Source organism: Billgrantia tianxiuensis (genome assembly GCF_009834345.1).
Classification (GTDB): domain Bacteria; phylum Pseudomonadota; class Gammaproteobacteria; order Pseudomonadales; family Halomonadaceae; genus Halomonas; species Halomonas tianxiuensis.
In genome coordinates this window covers 3,536,942-3,559,546 of sequence record NZ_CP035042.1, presented here as the reverse complement: position 1 = coordinate 3,559,546, position 22,605 = coordinate 3,536,942, and the positions used below count along the sequence as shown (strand labels likewise).

At 65.5% G+C, this 22,605-nt stretch carries 20 protein-coding genes; 14 read left to right on the top strand and 6 right to left on the bottom strand.

Going from position 1 to position 22,605, the window contains the following annotated elements:
• Position 1: 1 nt before the first annotated feature.
• The gene (gene cmoA / locus EKK97_RS16635) at positions 2–745 is read right to left on the bottom strand and encodes a carboxy-S-adenosyl-L-methionine synthase CmoA (protein ID WP_159553553.1); all 744 of its coding nucleotides are present in this window, start codon (positions 743–745) and stop codon (positions 2–4) included.
• A 219-nt stretch (positions 746–964) separates the two neighbouring features.
• Between cmoA and pgi the strand changes: the two genes are divergently transcribed.
• The 6 genes from pgi to EKK97_RS16605 all read left to right on the top strand — a co-directional run bounded on the left by pgi (position 965) and on the right by EKK97_RS16605 (position 9,374).
• Complete coding sequence (gene pgi, locus EKK97_RS16630; RefSeq protein ID WP_159553551.1) at positions 965–2,644, top strand: glucose-6-phosphate isomerase; 1,680 nt, start codon at positions 965–967, stop codon at positions 2,642–2,644.
• Between the two features lie 71 nt (positions 2,645–2,715).
• Entirely contained in the window at positions 2,716–3,336 is a 621-nt protein-coding gene (locus EKK97_RS16625; RefSeq protein ID WP_234286794.1) for a YqiA/YcfP family alpha/beta fold hydrolase, read from the top strand.
• 76 nt (positions 3,337–3,412) lie between these two features.
• Positions 3,413–5,293 carry a DNA topoisomerase IV subunit B gene (gene parE, locus EKK97_RS16620; protein WP_159553547.1) on the top strand — a complete coding sequence of 627 codons (1,881 nt, stop codon included), beginning with the start codon at positions 3,413–3,415 and terminating at the stop codon, positions 5,291–5,293.
• Positions 5,294–5,454: 161 nt separating this feature from the next.
• Positions 5,455–7,713, top strand: a complete 2,259-nt coding sequence (gene parC, locus EKK97_RS16615; RefSeq protein ID WP_159553545.1) for a DNA topoisomerase IV subunit A — start codon at positions 5,455–5,457, stop codon at positions 7,711–7,713.
• An 89-nt stretch (positions 7,714–7,802) separates the two neighbouring features.
• Positions 7,803–9,023, top strand: a complete 1,221-nt coding sequence (gene serB, locus EKK97_RS16610; protein ID WP_159553543.1) for a phosphoserine phosphatase SerB — start codon at positions 7,803–7,805, stop codon at positions 9,021–9,023.
• Between the two features lie 93 nt (positions 9,024–9,116).
• The gene (locus tag EKK97_RS16605; protein WP_159553541.1) at positions 9,117–9,374 is read left to right on the top strand and encodes a TIGR02647 family protein; all 258 of its coding nucleotides are present in this window, start codon (positions 9,117–9,119) and stop codon (positions 9,372–9,374) included.
• A 108-nt stretch (positions 9,375–9,482) separates the two neighbouring features.
• On the opposite strand, the gene EKK97_RS16600 is transcribed toward EKK97_RS16605, so the two are convergent.
• The gene (locus EKK97_RS16600) at positions 9,483–10,337 is read right to left on the bottom strand and encodes an SDR family oxidoreductase (RefSeq protein WP_159553539.1); all 855 of its coding nucleotides are present in this window, start codon (positions 10,335–10,337) and stop codon (positions 9,483–9,485) included.
• Positions 10,338–10,581: 244 nt separating this feature from the next.
• Here EKK97_RS16600 and EKK97_RS16595 point away from each other — a divergent pair, with 244 nt between their 5' ends.
• The 5 genes from EKK97_RS16595 (at position 10,582) to EKK97_RS16575 (ending at position 16,052) form a co-directional block, all read left to right on the top strand.
• Entirely contained in the window at positions 10,582–11,415 is an 834-nt protein-coding gene (locus tag EKK97_RS16595) for an ion transporter (RefSeq protein ID WP_159553537.1), read from the top strand.
• 70 nt (positions 11,416–11,485) lie between these two features.
• Entirely contained in the window at positions 11,486–12,532 is a 1,047-nt protein-coding gene (locus tag EKK97_RS16590; RefSeq protein ID WP_159553535.1) for a M4 family metallopeptidase, read from the top strand.
• Positions 12,529–12,870, top strand: coding sequence for a protealysin inhibitor emfourin (locus EKK97_RS16585; protein ID WP_159553533.1), 342 nt, complete (start codon positions 12,529–12,531; stop codon positions 12,868–12,870). The genes EKK97_RS16590 and EKK97_RS16585 overlap by 4 nt, the downstream gene beginning before the upstream one ends.
• Positions 12,871–13,194: 324 nt before the next feature.
• Complete coding sequence (gene leuA / locus EKK97_RS16580) at positions 13,195–14,901, top strand: 2-isopropylmalate synthase (protein WP_159553531.1); 1,707 nt, start codon at positions 13,195–13,197, stop codon at positions 14,899–14,901.
• Positions 14,902–14,927: 26 nt separating this feature from the next.
• On the top strand, positions 14,928–16,052 hold the full coding sequence (locus tag EKK97_RS16575; RefSeq protein WP_340162886.1) for a hypothetical protein: 1,125 nt from the start codon (positions 14,928–14,930) through the stop codon (positions 16,050–16,052).
• Positions 16,053–16,098: 46 nt separating this feature from the next.
• Here EKK97_RS16575 and epmB read toward each other — a convergent pair whose 3' ends face one another.
• Positions 16,099–17,145 (bottom strand): EF-P beta-lysylation protein EpmB, encoded by a 1,047-nt coding sequence (epmB, locus tag EKK97_RS16570; RefSeq protein ID WP_159553529.1) that lies wholly within the window; start codon positions 17,143–17,145, stop codon positions 16,099–16,101.
• A gap of 102 nt (positions 17,146–17,247) precedes the next feature.
• Here epmB and efp point away from each other — a divergent pair, with 102 nt between their 5' ends.
• Entirely contained in the window at positions 17,248–17,814 is a 567-nt protein-coding gene (gene efp, locus EKK97_RS16565) for an elongation factor P (RefSeq protein WP_103968377.1), read from the top strand.
• A gap of 63 nt (positions 17,815–17,877) precedes the next feature.
• Entirely contained in the window at positions 17,878–18,867 is a 990-nt protein-coding gene (gene epmA / locus EKK97_RS16560) for an EF-P lysine aminoacylase EpmA (RefSeq protein WP_159553527.1), read from the top strand.
• A 36-nt stretch (positions 18,868–18,903) separates the two neighbouring features.
• Here epmA and asd read toward each other — a convergent pair whose 3' ends face one another.
• From asd to rsgA, 3 genes are all read right to left on the bottom strand, one after another.
• Entirely contained in the window at positions 18,904–19,761 is an 858-nt protein-coding gene (gene asd / locus EKK97_RS16555) for an archaetidylserine decarboxylase (protein ID WP_159553525.1), read from the bottom strand.
• Positions 19,762–19,886: 125 nt separating this feature from the next.
• Positions 19,887–20,717 (bottom strand): sulfurtransferase, encoded by an 831-nt coding sequence (locus EKK97_RS16550; RefSeq protein ID WP_159553523.1) that lies wholly within the window; start codon positions 20,715–20,717, stop codon positions 19,887–19,889.
• 30 nt (positions 20,718–20,747) lie between these two features.
• On the bottom strand, positions 20,748–21,782 hold the full coding sequence (gene rsgA / locus EKK97_RS16545) for a small ribosomal subunit biogenesis GTPase RsgA (RefSeq protein WP_159553521.1): 1,035 nt from the start codon (positions 21,780–21,782) through the stop codon (positions 20,748–20,750).
• An 87-nt stretch (positions 21,783–21,869) separates the two neighbouring features.
• On the opposite strand from rsgA, the gene orn reads away from it, so the two are divergent.
• Positions 21,870–22,454, top strand: a complete 585-nt coding sequence (orn, locus tag EKK97_RS16540) for an oligoribonuclease (RefSeq protein WP_159553519.1) — start codon at positions 21,870–21,872, stop codon at positions 22,452–22,454.
• Positions 22,455–22,605: the final 151 nt, after the last annotated feature.

Here is a 22,605-nt window from a genome sequence, read left to right as displayed (position 1 = left end):
TTCAGGCCTCCTTGAACGCAATCAGCGAGGCGAAGTTCAGGTACTGGAACCAGGTCAGCGAGCGTGGGAAGCCGGCCCGGGCCAGACGCGCATGGTGGGCTTCCAGGGTGTCCGGTACCAGCACGTTCTCTAGCGCCGTGCGCTTCTGGCTGATTTCAAGCTCGCTGTAGCCATTGGCGCGCTTGAAGTCGTGATAGCGCTCCACCCGCCAGGCGTTGTCACGCTCGTCCGGGTCGATCATTTTCTCCGAGAGCACCAGCACGCCGCCCGGTTCCAGTGCGGCGTACAGACGTGCAAGCAGCGATTCGCGATCCTCGGGGGGCAGAAACTGCAGGGTGAAGTTGAGAATCACCATGCCCGAGGGCTGGTAGTCGAGGGAGCGAATATCGCCCTCCATGACTTCAATGGCGTGCTGGGGACACTCGGTGGCTAGTGTCTCGCGGGCGCGGGCGACCATGGCCGGTGAGATGTCCACCGCAGTGAGACGAAAAGCGTCAGGTGGCAGCTGGCCGGCCAGGGCCAGGCTGGCGGCACCCAGCGAACAGCCCAGGTCGTAGACATGGGCGCCGTGGCGCAGATGACGCCCGGCGATCAGCCCCAGCATGCCCAGTATCTGGCCGTAGCCGGGTACCGAGCGGCGAATCATGTCGGGAAAGCAGGCCACGACTTGTTCGTCGAAGGAGAAGCGTGCGACCCGGTCCAGGGGTGTGGAAAAGATCGCGTCGCGATAAGATGCGTCACTCATGAGCAGGCCGTAACGTGGAACAGGCCGGTATTCTACGCCTGCTGCCGGCCGGCTGCACGGTCGCTGTGCTCTGCCGGCATGGCGGGAGCCCGTGAGTCGCGGGCCTATGGATTTACAGGCGGATACAAGGCTAGCCTGTGGGCGAAGGACGTTTGCCCGACTTTCCTTGTGGGGATCGTCAACGAATGATAGCCCCGCATGACGTCAAGGAGGATCGCTATGAATCATGCCCCCATCGACCAGACTGGTGCCTGGCAGCGGCTGAAAGAACATGCCGAGGAGGTGCGCCCTACCCATCTGCGCGAACTGTTCGCCGACCAGGCGCGCGGCAGCGCCTTTACGCGGCGGGCAGCGGGGCTGACCCTCGACCTGTCGAAGCAGCGCTGGAATGACACCACGCTCGAGCGACTGCTCGATTTGGCTCGCGAGGCCGAGGTGTCGCAGCGTATCCAGGCGCTGCTGAGTGGTGAGCACGTCAACGTCAGCGAGGATCGCCCGGCGCTGCATACGGCGCTGCGCCTGCCCGCTGAAGCTTCTCTGGTCGTCGACGGCGAGGATGTGGTGCCCGGTGTACATGCCACCCTGGACCGCATGGCCACCATGGTCGAGAGATTCCACTCCCGGCAGTGGCGTGGCGCCACCGGTCGACCGATTCATGACGTGGTCAATCTGGGGGTGGGGGGCTCCGACCTCGGCCCGTTGATGGTGACCCATGCGCTGGCCGACTATCGGCCCACCGATGCACACCACGTCGAGGTGCACTTCGCCTCGACCATGGACGGCTCCCAGCTCGCCGACTACCTCAAGCGTTTCAATCCCGAGACCACGCTGTTCGTGATCTCTTCGAAGTCCTTCACCACCATCGACACCCTGTCCAACGCGCGCACCGCACGCGACTGGCTGATGGCGCGCCTGGTCGAGGATGGCATTCAGGGTGTCGACGAAGAAATGGTGATGCGTCAGCACTTCATCGGCGTTTCGGCCAAACCCGACAAGATGAGCGAATGGGGCATCGCCGAGGCCAACCAACTGCTGTTCTGGGAGTGGGTCGGCGGTCGCTATTCGCTGTGGGGAGCCATTGGCCTGCCCATTGCGCTGGTGATCGGCATGGCCAACTTCCGCGAGCTGCTGGCCGGTGCCCATGCCATGGACAAGCATTTCGCTGCGGCGCCGCTCGGCGACAACCTGCCGGTGCTGCTGGCCCTGGCGGGCATCTGGAACGTCAACTTCCTCGACATCCGCGCCCACTCGATCCTGCCCTATGACGGTCGCCTGGAACATTTCGCCGCCTACCTCGAGCAGCTCGAGATGGAGTCCAACGGCAAGTCGGCGACACATGACGGCCGCCAGGTGAATTATTCCACCTGTCCGGTGCTATGGGGCCAGCTCGGTCCCAACGCCCAGCACGCCTTCTATCAGCTGCTGCACCAGGGCACCCAGCCGGTGGTGTGCGACTTCATCGCCCCGCTCAAGCGCTACGACGACGTCGAGGATGCGGCAACCCGCCAGCACCTGATGGGACAGCACCGCTTGACCCTGGCCAACTGCTTCGCCCAGTCGCGCCTGCTGATGCTCGGCGATGACGCCATCGACGAGCCGGGCGAGCGTCCAGGCCACAAGCGCTACCGCGGCAACCAGCCCTCCACCACGCTGCTGCTCGACCGCCTGACCCCGGCGACCCTGGGGGCGCTGATCGCTCTCTACGAGCACAAGGTGTTCGTCCAGGCCACCATCTGGGGTATCAACTCCTTCGACCAGTGGGGTGTCGAGCTGGGCAAGCAGATCGCCGGCGAAACGGAGCGTATCCTGGCCGAGCGGCAGGGGCACGAGAAAATGGATGCCTCTACCCGGGCGCTGGTCGAGGCGGTATGGAACGCCGAACGGGAGAACGAACGTTGAAGCAAGCGAGCAGCGAACGATAGGGAAGGGCTGGCAATGTATACAGTTCGTTCGGTATGCTGAGCGCGTCATTGGCTCCGCTGCCCGCCAGCGGCCTGCTCTACCTGCATGGCTTCAATAGTGGCTATGGTTCGCCCAAGGCAGCGCTGATGCGAGCCGCCTGTGCGGAGGTGGCGCTGCCCTGCGAGACGCCCCAGTTGCCGCATCGTCCTGCGGCCGCGCTGAAGATGGCCGAAGCGCTGCTGAAGGCGTTGGGGCCGAGTCCGCTGCTGGTCGGTAGCTCCATGGGGGGCTTTCTGGTCACTTGCCTGGCCGAACGCCATGGGCTCCCGGCGGTGCTGGTCAATCCCGCGGTGCGGCCGGCGCGGCTGGTGGGGGAGTGGGTAGGCGAGGCCTTCGTCAATGAGCATACCGGTGAGCGTTTCGTCATCGAGACGGCCCATCGCGAGGAGCTGGTCGAACTGACGCCGCAGCGCGTGTGCCCCGAGCGCTACCTGCTGCTGCTGGGAACCGCCGACGAGACGCTCGATCCGGCGGATGCCTTCGCGCTCTACCGCGGCGCCCGGACCGTCCTGCATCCCGGCGGCGATCATGTGTTCGGCATGCTGGAGAGCTACCTGCCGGCCGTGCTCGCCCATGGCGGACACTGCCTGCCACCGGGGCGCGTGGTGACCGAAATGCGGGAGCAATGACGCGGCCGGGCTTTCAGGGAAGGGGCAGGAAACCTGCAGGGAGCGCAATCGAATTCGTAATGGCTTTGGGACACGCATGACACAGTACAGTGCCAGCTCAATCGAAGTACTCTCCGGTCTCGATCCGGTGCGCAAGCGCCCCGGCATGTACACCGACACCACCCGCCCCAACCATCTGGCCCAGGAAGTCATCGACAACAGCGTCGACGAGGCGCTGGCCGGCCATGCCCGGGAAGTCACCGTACGCCTACTGGAGGATGGCGGTATCGAAGTGGCCGACGACGGCCGCGGCATGCCCATCGACATCCATCCCGAGCACGGCGTCTCCGGGATCGAGCTGATCCTCACCCGGCTGCATGCCGGCGGCAAGTTCTCCCAGTCCAGCTATCGCTTCTCCGGCGGTCTGCACGGCGTCGGGGTGTCGGTGGTGAACGCCCTGTCGCGGCGCCTGGAGGTCGAGGTGATGCGCGACGGCGCCCGTCACGCCATGGCCTTCGAGCATGGCGACAAGGTCTCGGAGCTGGCCGAGATCGGCAGCGTGGCCAAGCGCACCACCGGTACCCTGGTGCGCTTCTGGCCCGACGAGTCCTACTTCGACAGCCCGAAACTGGCCATGGGCCGGCTCAAGCACCTGCTGCGGGCCAAGGCGGTGCTCTGCCCGGGGCTCAAGGTCACCCTGGTGGAAACCGACGGCGCCGAGAGCGTGTGGCAGTACGAGGATGGCCTACGCGACTACCTGGCCCAGGCCACCGACGGCTTCGAGGTGCTGCCGGTCTCACCCCTGGTAGGCCACTTCGCCGACGACGAGCAGGCCGTGGACTGGGCGGTGCAGTGGCTCCCCGAAGGCGGCGAGACGCTGATGGAGAGCTACGTCAACCTGATCCCCACGCCCCAGGGCGGCACCCATGTCAACGGGCTGCGCTCGGGGCTGCTCGAGGCGCTGCGCGAGTTTTGCGAATACCGCAACCTGCTGCCGCGGGGCGTCAAGCTCACCGCGGAGGACCTGTGGGAGCGTGTCGCCTACGTGCTCTCGGTGAAGATGCTCGACCCGCAGTTCGCCGGCCAGACCAAGGAGCGTCTCTCCTCGCGCACGGTGGCGGCGTTCGTCTCCAGCGTGGTGAAGGACGCCTTCTCGCTGTGGCTCAACCATCACGTCGACCAGGCTGAGGCGCTGGCCGAGCTGGTCATCAGCGCCGCCCAGCGGCGCCAGAAGAGCGCCAAGAAAGTGGCGCGCAAAAAGGTCACCGCCGGCCCCGCGCTGCCGGGCAAGCTGGCCGACTGCTCCGGCCAGGACCCGGCCCAGGGCGAGCTGTTCCTGGTCGAGGGCGACTCGGCCGGCGGCAGCGCCAAGCAGGCGCGCAACCGCGAGACCCAGGCGATCCTGCCGCTGCGCGGCAAGATCCTCAACACCTGGGAAGTCGACAGCCACGACATCTACGGCTCCCAGGAGGTCCACGACATCGCCGTGGCGGTGGGCATGGACCCGGGCAGCGATGACCTGACCCAGCTGCGCTACCACAAGATCTGCATCCTCGCCGACGCCGACTCCGACGGCCTGCACATCGCCACGCTGCTGTGCGCGCTGTTCGTGCGTCACTTCCCGGCGCTGGTGGACGCCGGCCACGTCTACGTCGCCATGCCGCCGCTCTACCGCATCGACCTGGGCAAGGAGGTGCACTATGCCCTGGACGAGAGCGAGAAGGCGGCGATCCTGCGCAAGCTCGAGGGCAAGCGCGGCACGCCCAACGTGCAGCGCTTCAAGGGCCTCGGCGAGATGAGCCCGCTGCAGCTGCGCGAGACCACCATGGCGGTGGAGACCCGACGCCTGGTGCAGCTCACCCGCGAGGTCGGCGACGGCACCATGGAGATGATGGACATGCTACTGGCCAAGAAACGCGCCGCCGACCGCAAGAGCTGGCTCGAAGATTATGGCAACCTGGCGGATATCGAAGTCTGAGCTACGAGCTACGAGCTACGAGCTACGAGCTACGAGCTACGAGCTACGAGCTACGAGCAGTGGGTTCTAAGCCCGAAGCTCGCGGCTCGCAGCTCTTCCAGAACATTTCGTGCGGGCACGGCCCGCGATTTTTCCATGATGGCAGATAGGGCGCAGAACCCATGACCATGGATATCCAGGTGGCGGAGGGCGACGTCGAGCGCCTCTCGCTGCGCGAATACACCGAGAAGGCGTACCTCGACTACTCGATGTACGTCATCCTCGACCGGGCGCTGCCCCACATCGGCGACGGCATGAAGCCGGTGCAGCGGCGCATCGTCTACGCCATGCGCGAGCTGGCGCTGAACGCCAGCGCCAAGTACAAGAAGTCGGCGCGTACCGTCGGCGACGTGCTGGGCAAGTTCCATCCTCACGGCGACAGCGCCTGCTACGAAGCGATGGTGCTGATGGCGCAGCCGTTCAGCTACCGCTACCCGCTGGTGGACGGCCAGGGTAACTGGGGCAGCCCCGACGATCCCAAGTCGTTCGCGGCGATGCGCTACACCGAATCGCGCCTCTCGAAGTTCGCTGAGGTGCTGCTCGCCGAGCTGGGCCAGGGCACCGTCGACTGGACCCCCAACTTCGACGGCACCATGAACGAGCCGGTGGTGCTGCCGGCGCGCCTGCCTCACGTGCTGCTCAACGGCGGCACCGGCATCGCCGTGGGCATGGCCACCGACATTCCGCCGCACAACGTGAACGAAGTGGTCGAGGCTACCTGCCACCTGCTGCGCCATCCCGAGGCCACCACCGCCGACCTGATGCAGCATCTGCCGGCGCCGGACTTCCCCACCGCGGCGGAGATCATCACTTCCCGCGACGACCTGCACAAGCTCTACGAGAGCGGTCGCGGCTCGGTGAAGCTGCGTGCGCGCTACACCATGGAGGAGGGCAAGGTGGTAGTTACCGCGCTGCCCTACCAGGTCAGTGGCTCCAAGGTGCTCGAGCAGATTGCCGCCCAGATGCAGGCCAAGAAGCTGCCCATGGTCGACGACCTGCGCGACGAGTCGACCCACGAGGAGCCGACCCGGCTGGTGATCGAGCCGCGCTCCAACCGTGTCGATATCGAGGCGATGATGGCGCACCTGTTCGCCACCACCGACCTCGAGAAGAACATCCGCGTCAACCTCAACGTGATCGGCCTCGACGGCCGGCCGCGGGTGATGCCGCTGCCCGACATGCTGGGTGAATGGCTCTCCTTCCGGCGCAAGACCGTGCGTCGGCGCCTGGAGCATCGTCTGGGTAAGGTCGAGGACCGCCTGCACATCCTCGAAGGCCTGCTGGTCGCCTACCTCAACATCGACGAGGTGATCCGCATCATCCGCGAGGAGGACGAGCCCAAGAGCGCGCTGATGGCTGCCTTCGGCCTCTCCGACCGCCAGGCCGAGGCAATCCTCGAGCTGCGTCTGCGCCACCTGGCCAAGCTCGAGGAGATGAAGATCCGCGGAGAGCAGGATGCGCTCGAAGCCGAGCGCAAGCGCCTCAAGGAGCTGCTCGGCAGCGAGGCCAAGCTCACCGACCTGATCGAGGAAGAGCTGCGCGAGGCAGCCCGCGAGCACGGCGACGAGCGCCGTTCGCCCATCGTCGAGCGCGAGGAGGCCAAGGCGCTCTCCGAGGTCGAGCTGATGGGCGCCGACCCCATCACCGTGGTGCTCTCCGAGAAGGGCTGGATCCGTGCCGCCAAGGGCCACGACATCGACCCGGAAGGACTCTCCTACAAGTCCGGCGACCGCTTCGCCCTGGCCGCCCGCGGCAAGACCAACCAGCCGCTGGTGTTGCTCGACGACACCGGACGCGCCTACACCCTGGCCGCCCACAACCTGCCCAGCGCCCGTAGCCAGGGCGAGCCGGTCACCGGGCGGGTCAATGTGGTCGCCGGGGCGCACATGGCCGGGCTGATGCTGGCCCCGCCCGAGAGTCGCTACCTGCTGGCCAGCGACGGCGGCTACGGCTTCGTGGCCAAGCTCGAGGAACTGATCGGCAAGAACAAGTCGGGCAAGGCGGTGCTCTCGGTACCCAAGGGCTGCCGGGTCATGGCGCCGGTACGCGTGCCCGAGGGAGAGGACATCTGGGTGGCGGCGGTCTCCAACGAGGGGCGGCTGCTGCTGTTCCCGCTGGAGCAACTGCCCGAGCTGGCCAAGGGCAAGGGCAACAAGATGATCGACATTCCCGGAGCCCGTGCCGCGCGGCGTGAGGAACTGGTGCGCGACATCGCGCTGTTGCCCGCAGGGGCGGGGCTGATCGTGCATGCCGGCAAGCGCCACCTGACCCTCAAGGACGCCGATCTGGACTATTATCGCGGCGAACGCGGTCGACGCGGCAGCAAGCTGCCCCGCGGCCTGCAGAAGGTGGATAGACTTGAGTCGGAAGAGGGAAGATAGAAGAGGGAAGACGGGAGGTAGGGTATAGTGAATTTCTTCTCTCTTCCAGGCGCGCAGCGCCGCTCTTCCTTCTTCCAGCTAGGGGTAACATGACACGACGACTGCTGATTCGCGCCACCGGCGCGGCACGACCCGGCCAGTTGGCCGGCCTGGGCCAGGCCCTGGCGCGCAGCGGCGCACGGCTGCTCGACATCAACCAGAGCGTGACCTTCGGCATGGTCTCTCTGGAAGCGCTGGTCGGGCTCGATCGCGACAGCGATCTGGAGAGCGCTCTCAACGAGGCGGGAGACGGCCTGGGACTCGACGTGCAGGCGATCCAGGTCAGCGCTGAGGACTATCAGCGCTGGAGCGTGCAGGCCAGCGAGCCGCGACTGATCCTGACCCTGCTGGCGCCGCACCTGCCTGCCGGCATCCTGGCCGAGGTAGGAGCGCTCACCGCCGAGCACGGCCTTACCGTGGAGCTGATCCACCGCCTCTCCGGTCGCGAGGCGCTGGACGGCGGCGTCCCTCCCTTCGGCGCCTGCGTGGAGTGCTGGCTGCGCGGCGAGGAGGTCGATCTCGATATCCTGCGCGAAAAAGCCCTGGCATTGGGGGCCATGCACGGGGTCGACATTGCCATTCAGGAGGACTCGATCTGGCGTCGCCATCGCCGTCTGGTCTGCTTCGACATGGACTCGACCCTGATCCAGGCCGAGGTGATCGACGAGCTGGCGCGCCGCCACGGCGTCTATGAGGACGTGGCCGCGGTCACCGAGCGGGCCATGCGCGGCGAGCTCGATTTCCAGCAGAGTTTTCGCGAGCGCATGGCCAAGCTCAAGGGGCTCGACGAATCGGTGCTGGCCGAAATCGCCGAGGAGCTGCCGCTGATGGATGGCGTCGAGCGGCTGATGAAGCACTTGAAGCGCCTGGGCTACCGTACTGCGATTCTCTCCGGCGGCTTCACCTACTTCGCCCGCCACCTGCAGGAGAAGCTCGGCTTCGATGAGATCCACGCCAACGAGCTGGTGATCGAGAACGGCAAGGTTACCGGCGAAGTGCGCGAGCCGATCCTCGACGCCAGCCGCAAGGCCGAGCTGCTGCACGAGATTGCCGCACGCGAAGGGCTTGCCATGGAGCAGACCATCGCCGTGGGCGACGGCGCCAACGATCTCAAGATGCTCGCCGCCGCCGGGCTTGGCATCGCCTTTCGTGCCAAGCCGCTGGTACGCAGCCAGGCGCGCCAGTCGATCTCGACCTTGGGCATCGATGCCGTGCTCTACCTGATGGGCTACCGCCAAGGCGACCTGGAGGACGACAGTCGGGCGGGTTGACCGGCAGTACTGGTGAAGCAAGGGGAAGTGGCGTACCTTCGAAGATGACTTGAAGAGCCTGTCTCGAAAGATCTGATCACATCGGAGAACGCCATGGCCCAAGCGCATTTCACCGCCGAGCTGCTGGACGAGCTGAACCTGCTCTGCCTGTACAACCTCGACACCAGCCAGGAGGGCATCAAGGTGCACTCCAATGCCGCGCCGGAAGCGGTCGCTGCCGCCTCGCGGCTGCATGCCAAGGGCCTGGTGACCCAGGCCGACGGTGGCTATCTGACTCCGCGCGGCCGTGAGGCCGCCCACTACGCCCAGGAACTCGCCGGGTTGCTGAACCCCGCCGAACTGACGACATGAGTTCGCCGGCTACCTGAGTCTATCGGCCAACTGAAGCAATATGACGACGCCCGCCTCCGAGAGGCGGGCGTCACGCTTTTCCAGTGAGTTTCAGGATCGAGTACTGCGTCAGGTATTGAGTACCACGCCACCGTTGAGGTGCAGCGTCTGGCCGCTCATGTAGGAGGACTCCTCGCAGGCCAGATAGACGTAGGCCGGTCCCATCTCCGAAGGCTGGCCGGCGCGGTTCATCGGCACCTGACCGCCGAAGGAGGCGACCTTCTCGGCGGGAAAGCTGGCCGGGATCAGCGGCGTCCACACCGGGCCCGGGGCCACCGAATTGACGCGAATCCCTTTCTCGGCCAGCGGTACCGCCAGCGAGCGCACCAGGCCCTGGATCGCGCCCTTGGTGGCGGTGTAGTCGATCAGCGTCGGGTTGCCCTTGAAGGCGTTGATCGACGAGGTGCAGATGATACTGTCGCCCTCGTGCATGTGAGGCAGGGCCGCTTTGGTCAGATAGAAGTGGCTGAAGACGTTGGTCTGGAAGGTGCGCTGCAGCTGCTCGGGCGGGATGTCGGTGATGTCGTCCCAGTCGTACTGCTCGGCGGCGTTGTGCACCACGATGTTGAGCTTGCCGAACTCCTTGAGTGTCCTGTCGACGATCTCGTCGCAGAACGAGGGCTCGCCCACGTCGCCCTTGAGTACAAGGCAGCGCCGCCCCTCGGCCTCGACGAGACGCTGGGTGTCGCGGGCATCGGTGTCCTCTTCCAGGTGCACGATGACGCAGTCGGCGCCCTCGCGGGCATAGTGCACCGCCACGGCACGGCCGATGCCGCTGTCGCCGCCGGTGATGATCGCCACCTTGTCCTTGAGCTTGTCGGCGCCGCGGTAGCTCTCGCGGATGTACTCCGGCTGCGGGTCCATCTTGTACTCGGCGCCGGGTTGGTGGGATTGCTCCTGGGGAGGTTGCTTCTCTTCGCTCATGTGCCGGACTCCTTTTCCTTTGCACGTGATGATTTGAAAGTAGGCAGCGTGCAACCTTCTGGACAAGGCAGGGAGCGTGAATAAAGGTTTCGCTGTCGTAACGTCTGGTGTTGGTGCTTCCCGGGATGGGGAACGTCCCATCGTTTCTCGCTCGTGCTAACATCACGCCGCCGTCCGCAGGTGGGATATACGGCTGCCGTCAGGCGGCTCGGGTTACAGTCACAGCGTGCTTTCGAGAATGTCCATGAGCGCTTCCTTTGGTACCTGGCGCGACCGCTTCGAGCGGCTGCGTGCCAACAAAATCTTCGAACTCACGGTGATCGCCATCATCGTGCTCTCGGCGCTGCTGATCGGTGCCAAGACCTACGAGGAAGAGGTCAGCCCCTTCCAGGAGTGGCTGCTGCTGCTCGACGTGGGGGTAACGGTTTTCTTCCTGGTGGAGATCCTGATCCGCATGGCGGCGGAGAAGCGCCTGCTCGACTTCTTCAAGAAAGGCTGGAATGTCTTCGACTTCCTGATCGTCACCGCCAGCCTGATCCCCATGGAAGACTCGGAAATGGTGCTGTTGGCGCGGCTGCTGCGCATCTTCCGCGTGCTGCGCCTGGTGTCGATGATCCCCGAGCTGCGCATGCTGATCGCGGCACTGTTCAAGTCGATCCCGCGGATGGGCTACGTGGCGCTGCTGATGTTCATCATCTTCTACATCTACGCGGCGATCGGCAGCTTCCTGTTCAGTGACGTCGACGAGCGGCTGTGGGGCAACATCTCGCTGGCCATGCTGACGCTGTTCCAGGTCGCCACCTTCGAGAGCTGGGCCACGGCGGTGCTCTACCCCACCATGGAGCACTACCCCTACGCCTGGATCTTCTTTCTCACCTTCATTTTTCTCAACGCCTTCATCTTCCTCAACATGATGATCGGCATCGTGCTCGACGTGATGCAGAAGGAGAGCATCCAGGTCCAGTTGGAGAGCGGCGAGGGGGAAGCCGCCGAGCTGCACGGCCTGCGCGATGACGTGCGTCAGCTGCGCGACCAGCTGTCACGCATGGAGGCGATGCTGGAGCGGCGCGAACGGTAGGGTGTTTCCGCTATGCTCTTAGTGTCCGGGCTCGATGAGCGAGCCGCATGGCACGAAGGAGAGGAAACGGATGACCGACTTGCCCGCTGCCTGTGCTAGGCATTTTCTACCACCCTACCTGCTAGAGCGCATCGCCAGCGGTGGCTCTTCCCGCCTGAGCGAATGTGCTCGGCATACCCTGCTGGTCGACGGTCGGTTTCGCGCCCGTGCGGGAGCCGTTGCCCTGCCTCAGGGCAGCGCCCGGCGCGGCGAGCCGGCTCGCTACGTGTATTCCGCCGAGCAGCAGCAGACCCTGCCCGGCACGCTGGTGAGGCGCGAAGGGGAGGGCGACAGCGGCGACCCGGCCGTCGACGAGGCCTATCGAGGCCTGGGGGCGACCTATCGGCTGTTCTGGGAAGCCTACGAGCGCCACTCCATCGACGATGACGGCATGGCGCTGCTGGCCACGGTGCACTATGGCCAGGATTACGAGAACGCCTTCTGGGACGGTCGCCAGATGGTGTTCGGCGATGGCGACGGCGAACTGTTCAATCGCTTCACCATCGCGCTGGATATCGTTGCCCATGAATTGAGCCATGGGGTCATCCAGCATGAAGCCGCGCTGGCCTACGTGGGGCAATCGGGGGCGCTGAACGAGTCGCTGTGCGACGTGTTCGGCAGTCTGGTCAAGCAGCGCGAACTGGGTCAGAGCGTCGACGAGGCGGACTGGCTGATTGGCGAGGGGCTGTTCACCGACCGGATCGTCGGCAGTGCCCTGCGCTCCATGGCGAAGCCGGGGAGCGCCTACGACGACCCGCTGCTGGGGCGCGACCCGCAGCCCGGCCACATGGACGCTTTCGTGGTCACCGAAGCGGACAATGGCGGGGTACACATCAATTCGGGCATTCCCAACCGGGCCTTTCATCTTGTGGCAATGGCACTGGGTGGTCATGCCTGGGAGCGGGCCGGTCGGATCTGGTACGACACTCTGATCGACACCCGACTCCGTCAGGACAGTGACTTCGTCGCCTTTGCCAGCCTGACGGTGGACAATGCCGAGCGGCGCTTCGGGGCGGCGAGTACGGAAGCCGAAACGGTGCGCGAAGGCTGGCGAGGCGTGGGGGTATTGCTGCCATGAGCCAACCGCCTCACTTGACTCCGGACAACGTGGTTCGGCTGCGACGAGAAGGGGGATTGGCCCACTTTCCCGGCTTGGCGCGGCCACGCTGCATTGATTGCGCCCGCTGCAGCGAGGCCCAGCGTGACGAGCTGTGGCGCTTGTTGTCCTATGCAGAAGCCAGCGCCGGCCAGGGCGGAGCGCCCGGTGCCGATCGGCGACGCTTCTGCCTGCGCGTGGAGGATGCCAGCGGCGCTTCGATATGGAGCGTGACGGTGGCCGAGGAAGTGGTGCCTCCGGGTCTGCTGGAGTGGTGGCGACGAGCCGACATCCAAGCGGAAAACGGCGGTGAGTCTTGACAAGCGTCGGCCATGCTGATTTTCTAGAGGGCATGAACATGACATTTTGCTACCTCAGCCTGAACCTACGACTACTAGCCGGCCTTTGAGCGTCGGGCGATGCGTTGTGCATCGCGTTTTTGTCCAGGTCAGTCGAGGTACCGAAATGTCAACCAACCGAATTGCTTCTCGCTACGTACGTCGTTTCGCCGTGACCGTCATCGGTCGCGAAGATCGTTTCGTCCATTGCCACGACGCCCCGGTATGCTCCACGCATCCGGGGCGTCGTCGTTTCTGAACGCCGCCTGTCCGAACCAGAGCCGCCAGCCTAGGGAGACCGCCATCATGATGCTCGACAACCCCGCCGCCAAGTACCGCCCCTTCGTTGCCGTCGATTTGCCCGACCGCCAGTGGCCGAATCGCCGCATCGAGTCGCCACCGCTGTGGTGCAGCGTCGACCTGCGCGACGGCAACCAGGCGCTGATCGACCCCATGGACCAGGAGCGCAAGCAGCGCTTCTTCGACCTGCTGGTGAAGATCGGCTTCAAGGAGATCGAGGTCGGCTTTCCCTCGGCGTCGCAGACCGACTTCGACTTCGTGCGCGCGCTGATCGAGCAGAACAAGGTGCCGGACGACGTCACCATCCAGGTGCTGACCCAGGCGCGCCCACACCTGATCGAGCGCACCTTCGAGTCGCTGAAGGGGGCCAAGAACGCCATCGTGCACGTCTACAACGCCACCGACCCGGTGTTCCGCCGCGTGGTGTTCAACGTCAGCAAGGAGGAGTGCATCGGCATCGCCGTGGACGCCACCCGGCAGATTCGCGAGCTGATGGAGGCGGCGCCGGAAACCAACTGGACCTTCCAGTACTCGCCGGAACTCTTCACCACCACCGAGATGGATTTCGCCAAGGAGGTGGTCGAGGCGGTGATGGAGGCCTACGGCGCCACGTCGGAGAAGCCGATGATCGTCAACCTGCCGGCCACGGTGGAGGCGGCCACGCCCAACAACTACGCCGACCAGGTCGAGTGGTTCTGTCGCAACGTGAAGAATCGCGACCACCTGATCGTCAGCGTGCATCCCCACAACGACCGCGGCACTGGCGTGGCGGCAGCCGAGCTTACCGTGATGGCCGGCGCCGACCGTGTCGAGGGCACCCTGTTCGGTAACGGCGAGCGTACCGGTAACGTCGACATCGTCACCCTCGCCATGAACCTCTACACCCAGGGCGTGCATCCGGGGCTCGACTTCTCCAACATCACGCCGATCATGCGTGAGGTGGAGTACTGCAACCAGCTGCCGGTACACCCGCGTCATCCCTATGTCGGCGATCTGGTCTTCACCGCCTTTTCCGGCTCCCACCAGGATGCGATCAAGAAGGGCATGGCTGAGCGTCGCGCCAATCCGGACGCCATGTGGGAGGTACCCTACCTGCCCATCGATCCAATGGATGTCGGCCGCAGCTACGAGGCGGTGATTCGCGTCAACAGCCAGTCGGGCAAGGGCGGGGTCTCCTACCTGCTCGAACAGGAGCACGGCATTGAGCTGCCGCGCCGGCTCTCGATCGAGTTCAGCCAGGTGGTGCAGGAGGTGGCCGACCGTACGGGCAAGGAGATCACCTCGCAGATGATCTACCAGGCCTTCGCCGACGAGTACCTGACGCGTACCTCACCCTATGCCATGGTCAATCATCGCCTCTCTTCCGAACCCGACAGCCCCCGGGTGAAGCTCGAGGCGACCATCGAGGAGCGCGGCGAGCGGCGCGCCATCGGCGGCGAGGGCAACGGCCCGCTGGCGGCCTTCATCAAGGCCCTGGCGGCGGCCGGCCATGACGTGGAAATCATCGACTACCACGAACACTCCCGCGGCCAGGGCGCCGACGCCGAGGCGATCGCCTACGTGGAGGTGCGCATCGACGGCAAGGCGGTGTTCGGTGTGGGTACCGACGAGAGCATCACCAGCGCCTCGATGAAGGCGGTGATGAGCGCCATCAATCGCCATGTCTCTACCCAGCCGGTCGCGGCCAATGTGACTGCCGAAAGTTTGGGATAAGCACGCTGGTGGTGCGGGGAGGGGCGATGATGCGGCCTTGGAGGGTAATGGTGCTGGTCGCCGTGCTGGTTGCCAGCGTCGTATCCGCGGCGGCGTCTCACGAGCCATACGAGGCCAGGCTAGTGCGCTTGGAGGTACAACGCACGCTTCCCGAGCTAGCGCCGATGCTGCGCGAGGAGCCGCCAGAGGTCAGCGCGCTGTTTCTCGGCTTCGCCTCGGATCAGGCGCTGTGGATGAGTGCTTCCCTGGCGATGATACGCCACGGCGACATAGCGCGGAGCACGTTGCTCGATTATGGCTTGTCTCCGGCGTTCCAGAAGGTACTGGTGCGTTACGGCGCGGATGCGGTACTACCAGTGAGCTACTTCCGCGATCATGATATTGCCACTCTGCGAGCACGTCACTGGCTTGGCGAGCGCTATCGGCAAGTCAGTGGTTGGTGGGACGACGAGGCGGACGCTGAGCCTGCGATGGCGGAGTTGACGCCTTATCGACGCGGCCAGATGGGCATTGCGCTGCTGGAGACGCATGGGTACGGGCTGCTCAACCAGTTCGTGGTCAGCGACGAAGGGCGCGTGGAGTGGCTGCAGGGCGAGCGTGTAGTGGCGGGAGTGGGGGATTTCTTCACTCGCGGTCTACGCGACCTGGAGAGCCAGTGGCGCCGTGGCGAAGCAATAGGGGCAAGCGACTTGGGCTGGGCGGGTCTCGATCTGCTGGTGATGGCCAGTACCGTCAAAGTACTCAAGGCCGGGCGGGCGGCGCGTGGTGCGCGGGTGGGTAGTATCGAGGCTCAAGGCGCCCGATCAGGAGTGCGGCAGGGCGTGGTCGCCGGCGGCGGACGCTTCGCCGCGCTGCCGCGCATGGCCAAGGTGGCTGCGGTGGCTGGCACTGCTTATGTGTTGGTTCGCCACCCTAGCTTGATCAGTGCGCTCGGTGCCACGCTCGCTGAGTGGCTCGGCTGGCCTACCTGGTTGGGCCAGTTCCTTCTATGGCTGATCGTGCTGTTGCCGGTGTTTGTCGTCGCCCGTCTTGTCCGTCGCTGGTTGCTCGCCCCGCTGCTGTGGCTGCTGACGCCGGTGATGCGGGCGTGCCTCGGCTTGGCTAGCCGTCGGCTGGCCAAGCGCGCGCATGACACGGCGGTGGCGCGCTGACGTACGCTTGAAACGAGCGGTGACATGGAGCGAGCGCGACACATGGCTACAGCGGCGTCTTGCTCGCTTCGCCGGGTACTTCCCTGACCAGGCGCGGCAGCAAGAAGCCCGGCAGCACCTCTCTGAGGCCCGCGATCAGCTCGCGGGCCTCTTCGTCGGGTACGTCGAAGTGGGCCGCGCCCGCCACCGGGTCGAGCACATGCAGGTAGTAGGGCAGCACGCCGGCCTCGAACAGCCGCTCGGAGAGCTGGGCCAACGCCGCCACCGAATCGTTGACGCCGCGCAGCAGCACGCTCTGGTTGAGCAGGGTCACCCCTGCGCTCTTTAGCCGCTCACAGGCCTCGACCACCGCCTGGTCGATCTCCTGGGCATGGTTGATATGCAGCACCATCACCTTCTGCAACCGCGTGGCTCCGAGCCAGCCGGACAGGGCATCGTCGATCCGGTCGGGAATGACCACCGGCAGGCGGGTGTGGAGGCGCAGACGCTTGAGGTGAGGGATCGCCTCGAGGCGTTCGACGAGCCAGGCAAGCTGGCGGTCGCTGGCGGCCAGCGGGTCGCCACCGGAGAGGATCGCCTCGTGGATCGAGGCATCCTGCCTCAGCGTGTCGAGGGAGCGCTCCCACTGAGCCCGCGAGGGGCTGTTGTCGCCATAAGGGAAGTGACGACGGAAGCAGTAACGGCAGTTTACCGCGCAGGCGGGGCTCGCAATCAGCAGCACGCGGCCGGCGTACTTGTGGATCAGCCCCGGTCCCGGCGTGTGCTCGGCCTCTTCCAGTGGGTCGGTCACGTAGCCAGGTACGTTCGCGCTCTCGGCGATGAGCGGCAGTACCTGGCGCAGCAGCGGATCATGCGGATCGCCATAGCGCATGCGAGCCAGAAAGGCCTCGGGCACCCGCACCTCGAATAGGACATGTCCCGCCTCGGCGCCGGGCAGCCACGAATCATCCAGGCCAAGGCGCCGGCATAGCTCACGCGGGTCGCGGATCGCCTGCGACAGCTGGGTCTGCCAGGCGCTCGGCAGCGACAAAGGCTTCACGTCAGCGCTTGGCGATTCCGGTCTCTGCAAAAGGGCGGAGCTTCGGGTTATCATGCGGCACACCAGTCACAAAGGGGCGAGGGCTCGAATCCTCGTCGATTCGGTTTCTTGCGCGCCGGAGCCTGCTGCGGCGCGCCCGATCATTCGAGAGGCAACATGGCTAGCTATTCTACCAACGAATTCAAGGGCGGTCTGAAGGTGATGCTGGACGGCGACCCCTGTGCGATCGTCGAGAACGAATTCGTCAAGCCGGGCAAGGGCCAGGCGTTCAACCGCGTGAAGCTGCGCAACCTGATCACCGGCCGCGTGTGGGAGCGCACTTTCAAGTCGGGCGAATCCCTGGAAGGCGCCGACGTGGTGGACCTCGAGATGGAGTACCTCTATACCGACGGCGACATGTGGCACTTCATGAAGACCGATGGCTCCTTCGAGCAGTACGCGGTGGAGAAGAAGGCGCTGGGCGATACCGCCAAGTGGCTCAAGGAGCAGGTGGTCTACACCGTGACGCTGTGGAACGACAACGCCATCAGCGTAACGCCGCCCAACTTCATCGAGCTGGAAGTGGTCGAGACCGACCCGGGCCTGAAGGGCGATACCGCCCAGGGCGGCTCCAAGCCGGCCACGCTCTCTTCTGGCGCCGTGGTGCGGGTGCCGCTGTTCATCAACCAGGGCGAAGTGCTTAAAGTCGATACGCGCTCCGGCGAATATGTGTCACGCGCCTGACCGGGTGCCTAGCTGTTTCAACGCCGAGTCCTGTTGGGCTCGGCGTTTTCGATGGTGACGACCATGCAAGAGATCGATTGGCAGCCCACTGCCACCATGGCGACCTTGCGCGAGCGGGCAAGGCTGCTGGCCGAGGTACGGGCATTCTTCGCCGCGCGCGGCGTGTTGGAGGTGGAGACGCCGGTGCTGGGGCACGGTGGCAGCACCGACGTGCACCTGGCCTCGCTGTCGCTCGAGGCGACCACGCCGGCGGGGCGCGAGCGGCTGTGGTTGCAGACTTCTCCGGAATTCCACATGAAGCGGCTGTTGGCCGCTGGCAGCGGGCCGACCTTCCAGCTCGCCCGCAGCTTTCGCGACGGTGAGGTGGGCGGGCGCCACAACATCGAGTTCACCATGCTGGAGTGGTATCGCCCGGGCTTCTCCCTCGACGAGCTGATCGAGGAGACCGTGGCGCTGATTCATCAGGTGCTCGGACCAGAACTGGGGGGGGAGGCGGGCCCGCTGCGCCGCCGGCGCTACCGCGAGCTGTTCCGCGAGGGGCTGGGGCTCGACCCCTTCAGCGTCGATCTCGATGCATTACGGCTACTGGCCGGCGAGCGCGGTGGGCTCGATATGCGCGATGCTCAGCGCGAAGACTGCCTCGACCTGCTGATGAGCTTGGTCATCGAGCCTACGCTTGGGCACGAGGGGGTCGACGTGGTGGTGGACTACCCGGCGAGCCAGGCGGCCCTGGCGCGGCGCCATCGCGATCCGGAGGACGGCGAGTGGGTCGCCTCGCGCTTCGAGGTCTATCTCGCCGGGCTGGAGCTCGCCAACGGCTACGACGAACTCACCGACGCCGACGAGCAGCGTGCGCGCTTCGCCGAAGACAACGCCGCCCGGCGACAACTGGGCCTGCCCGAGGTAGAGGTCGACCGGCGCCTGCTGGCCGCGCTGGAGCACGGCATGCCGGCCGGCAGCGGTGTGGCGCTGGGCATGGATCGGCTGATTCAGCTTGCTCTAGGGAAAGCGAGCGTGGCGGAGGTGATGGCCTTCGCCACGCCCAATTGCTAGAGCAGGCTGCGTCCGAAAAGTCGGGGCGAGCGAAGTCTAGACGTACTCGGGGCCGGGATCGGGCACCCCACCCAACGACTGGCCCATGCTGACCTTGGTCTTGGGTGCCAGGCTGGGATCGAAATCAACCTTGCCGGCGAAGGCCATCACTACGGTAGAGCCGAGCTTGAAGCGGCCCATCTCCTCGCCGCGCTCCAGGTGAATCGGCTGGTCGAAGCGGACTCGCTGTACCTGGCCGGAGAGCGGTGTGATCTGACCGGCCCACACCGTCTCGATGGCGGCGACGATCATGGCGCCAACCAGCACCACCGCCATGGGGCCGTATTCGGTATCGAAGTGGCACACCAGGCGCTCGTTGCGCGCGAACAGGTTGGGCACGTGATCGGTGGTGGCCGAGTTGACCGAGAACAGCCGCCCCGGCACGTAGACCATCTCGGTCAGGGTGCCGGCCAGGGGCATGTGCACGCGATGGTAATCCTTGGGCGAGAGGTAGACGTTGGCGTAGCTGCCGCCGCTGTAGCGCCGCGCCGCCTCGGCGTCGCCGCCCAGCAGGTCGATCATCGAGAAGCGATGTCCCTTGGCTTGAAGCAGCTTGTCGGCCTCGACGGGCCCGAACTGGGACAGGTTGCCGTCGGCAGGGGAGAGCAGGCCCTCGCCGAGGGGGCGGGCATCGGGCTTCAGCTCCCGGGTGAAGAAGTCGTTGAAGGTGGCATAGGCGGTAGGATCCGGCTCGGCGGCCTCGCCCATGTCGACCTTGAACACCTTGATGAAGGCGCGGACCAGCGCATTCTTGAGCCAGGCGATGCGGGTTTCGGCAAGATAGCCCACCAGCCGCGAGAGCAGGTGGTGGGGAATCGGATACTGGATCAGGGCGAAGAACTTGGCAGGGGTCACGAAGGAGTCATTCCTCAAAAGGGGGTGGAAGAAAGAAGAAGGAAGAGGGAAGAGGCGAGCCCTTGCCCTGCCAGGTGCAAAGCACTGATCTTCCCTCTTCGAGCGGCGCAGCCGCGTCTTCCAGCTTACTTCTCTATCGGCGTATCGTCGCGGTTGCCCCACTCCTTCCAGGAGCCGGCGTAGCCGCGGATGTTCTCGAAGCCCAGCGCCTTGCCCACCAGCCAGGTAAAGCCGCTGCGATGGTGGCTCTGGCAGTGAGTGATCACTTCCATATCCGGCGTGAGCCCCAGCGCCTCGAGTTCGGTGACCAGTTCGGCGTAGTCGCGAATGCGCAGCGCACGTTCCTTGTCCATGGCCTCGGTCCACTCCATGTTGACCGCACCGGGGATGTGGCCGAGCTGCTTGTTCTCGCCTTTCTCGCCGCGATACTCGGCTGGCGAACGGGCATCCCAAATGGCAAAGCCCTTCTCGCCCAGACGCTCCTGTAGCTCCAGCCGATCGATGGCGACTTGCGGATGCAGGATCTCGGCTTCGTACTTGCTGGGCGTCGGCGAGGTCGGCTCATGGGAAACGGGCTGGCCGGTCTGGCGCCAGGCGTGAATGCCGCCGTTGAGATAGGAGTAGCGGGTATGGCCGATCAGTTCCAGGGTCCACAGCAAACGCCCTGCCCAGCCGCCGCCCTCGTCGTCATAGGCCACCACGTGGGTATCGCGGGTGAGTCCGAGCGACGAGAACAGCTGCGACAGCGCTTCCGGGCTCGGTACCTCGTTGGGCACCTGGCCCTCGCCGCGCAATAGGCGGCGATGGTCGAGAAAGACCGCGCCGGGTACGTGCCCCTCCTGGTAGCTTTCGGTCTTGAGCGGCACATCGACGATCAATAGCTGCGGATCTTCCAGATGCGCGGCGAGCTGTTCTGGCTCGACGATCAGCGGTAGCAGATTCTCTTCGGAACTCATGGTGCTCTCCTCGTTCTCGTTCGGGCCGAATCAGGTCTCGCTGAGACTATCGACGATGTGGCGGTAGCTGGCAAAACGCTCGGGGTGGATATCGCCGCGTTCCACGGCTTCGAGCAGGGCGCAGCCCGGCTCCTGGCGATGGCGGCAGTCGCGGAAGCGGCAGCGACCCAGAAAGTCGCGAAACTCGATGAAGCCTTCAGCGACCTGCTGTTCATCCAGGTGAATCAGGCCGAATTCCCGAATACCTGGCGAGTCGATCAGCTCGGCGTCGTCGGCGGTGGGCAAGCGGTAGAGGCGGGCCGTGGTGGTGGTGTGGGTGCCCTTGCGTGAGTCCTTCGACAGTTCGCCGATGCGCAGCGACTCCTCGGGCAGCAGGCGATCGATCAGTGACGACTTGCCCACGCCGCTCTGGCCGACGAACACCGAGGTACGCCCGGCCAGGCGAGCGAGCAAGTCGTCGAGCCCCGCTTCGCGGGCCGTGGTAGTGGCCACCACCGGGTAGCCGAGCGCCTCGTAGCGTGCCAGCAGCGCACGCAGCTCGCCGCCGCTTTCGGGCAGCAGGTCAATCTTGTTGAGCACTAGTACCGGGGCAATGCCGGTGGCCTCGGCGGCGACCAGGTAGCGGTCGATCAGGTTGGGGTGCGGTGCCGGCTCCACGGCAAAGACGATCAGGATCTGGTCGATGTTGGCCGCCACCGGCTTGAGCTGGCCACGGGCGTCGGGGCGTTCCAGCACGTTCTGGCGCTCGCTGCGGGCTACCACTACGCCCTCGACCACGTTGCCCTCGGCATCCTGAGCCGCACGCCAGATAACCCGGTCACCGGTGACCAGCCCCTCGAGATTGGCGCGCAGGTGGCAGCGAACGCTGGTCTCGCTGCCGTCGCCCTGTACGTCCAGCGTGCGGCCATAATGGGCGATGACCCGGCCCGGTCGTTCGGGCCCATATTCGCCCGCGGCGAGCTTGTGCGAATCCTTGGCGTCGCGCTGCTCGGCGCGCCGAGACCGCTCGGCCTGTATCTTCTCGATTCGCCAGCGTTGCTGGCGACTTAGCTTGCGTTTGCTCATGGGCGCCCGAAGATCGTTACAATGCTGGCATTGTACCCAGCGTGGCTCGGCCTGTCCTGCCGCGCCCTTCAACCTGGAGCCTGACCCATGCCCAACACTCCTGCGCCGCGCGAAGATCTGCTGGTGTGGATCGACCTCGAGATGACCGGGCTCGAGCCCGAGCGCGAGCGCATCATCGAGGTGGCCACCTTGATCACCGACAATGACCTCAACCTCGTCGCCGAAGGGCCGGTGATCGCCGTGCACCAGCCCGACAGCCTGCTCACCGCCATGGACGAGTGGAACCAGAAGACCCACGGCGAGTCGGGCCTGGTCGAGCGGGTCAAGCAGAGCCGTATCGACACCGCCGAGGCCGAGCGGCAGACCCTCGAGTTCCTGAAGCGATACGTGGTGCCCGGCACCTCGCCCATGTGCGGCAACAGCGTGCACCAGGACCGGCGCTTCCTCGAGCGCGAGATGCGCGAGCTGCTGGCCTTCTTCCACTATCGCAACCTGGATGTCTCCACCGTCAAGGAACTGGCCAAGCGCTGGAACCCGGGGGCGCTGGCCGGCTTCAGCAAGCGCAATACCCACCAGGCGCTGGACGACATCCGCGAGTCGCTCGCCGAGCTGGCGCACTATCGCAATACGTTCCTGCGGTTGGCCGGCAGCGAGCGCGACGAAGAGGAGTAGGGGCGACCTTGGCTGGCACCACCAAGGGTGAGCGGCGCCGGGGACAGCTCGAAGAGGAGGTCCTTTTCCAGGGATGGAAAAGGTAGCGCCCAGGGATGGGTTCACAGCGCCTCCTCGAAGAGCTGTCGCCGGTAAAGCCGCGGCCCACCAC

What these genes read in the sequence shown, in the direction of transcription:
- efp (WP_103968377.1), top strand. Translation starts at nt 17,248, where the DNA reads ATGGCTAGCTATTCTACCAACGAATTCAAGGGCGGTCTGAAGGTGATG.
- pgi (WP_159553551.1), top strand. Translation starts at nt 965, where the DNA reads ATGAATCATGCCCCCATCGACCAGACTGGTGCCTGGCAGCGGCTGAAA.
- EKK97_RS16590 (WP_159553535.1), top strand. Translation starts at nt 11,486, where the DNA reads ATGACCGACTTGCCCGCTGCCTGTGCTAGGCATTTTCTACCACCCTAC.
- serB (WP_159553543.1), top strand. Translation starts at nt 7,803, where the DNA reads ATGACACGACGACTGCTGATTCGCGCCACCGGCGCGGCACGACCCGGC.
- epmA (WP_159553527.1), top strand. Translation starts at nt 17,878, where the DNA reads ATGCAAGAGATCGATTGGCAGCCCACTGCCACCATGGCGACCTTGCGC.
- leuA (WP_159553531.1), top strand. Translation starts at nt 13,195, where the DNA reads ATGATGCTCGACAACCCCGCCGCCAAGTACCGCCCCTTCGTTGCCGTC.
- EKK97_RS16550 (WP_159553523.1), bottom strand. Translation starts at nt 20,717, where the DNA reads ATGAGTTCCGAAGAGAATCTGCTACCGCTGATCGTCGAGCCAGAACAG.
- EKK97_RS16585 (WP_159553533.1), top strand. Translation starts at nt 12,529, where the DNA reads ATGAGCCAACCGCCTCACTTGACTCCGGACAACGTGGTTCGGCTGCGA.
- epmB (WP_159553529.1), bottom strand. Translation starts at nt 17,145, where the DNA reads ATGATAACCCGAAGCTCCGCCCTTTTGCAGAGACCGGAATCGCCAAGC.
- parC (WP_159553545.1), top strand. Translation starts at nt 5,455, where the DNA reads ATGACCATGGATATCCAGGTGGCGGAGGGCGACGTCGAGCGCCTCTCG.
- EKK97_RS16600 (WP_159553539.1), bottom strand. Translation starts at nt 10,337, where the DNA reads ATGAGCGAAGAGAAGCAACCTCCCCAGGAGCAATCCCACCAACCCGGC.
- orn (WP_159553519.1), top strand. Translation starts at nt 21,870, where the DNA reads ATGCCCAACACTCCTGCGCCGCGCGAAGATCTGCTGGTGTGGATCGAC.
- EKK97_RS16605 (WP_159553541.1), top strand. Translation starts at nt 9,117, where the DNA reads ATGGCCCAAGCGCATTTCACCGCCGAGCTGCTGGACGAGCTGAACCTG.
- EKK97_RS16595 (WP_159553537.1), top strand. Translation starts at nt 10,582, where the DNA reads ATGAGCGCTTCCTTTGGTACCTGGCGCGACCGCTTCGAGCGGCTGCGT.
- rsgA (WP_159553521.1), bottom strand. Translation starts at nt 21,782, where the DNA reads ATGAGCAAACGCAAGCTAAGTCGCCAGCAACGCTGGCGAATCGAGAAG.
- EKK97_RS16575 (WP_340162886.1), top strand. Translation starts at nt 14,928, where the DNA reads ATGATGCGGCCTTGGAGGGTAATGGTGCTGGTCGCCGTGCTGGTTGCC.
- cmoA (WP_159553553.1), bottom strand. Translation starts at nt 745, where the DNA reads ATGAGTGACGCATCTTATCGCGACGCGATCTTTTCCACACCCCTGGAC.
- parE (WP_159553547.1), top strand. Translation starts at nt 3,413, where the DNA reads ATGACACAGTACAGTGCCAGCTCAATCGAAGTACTCTCCGGTCTCGAT.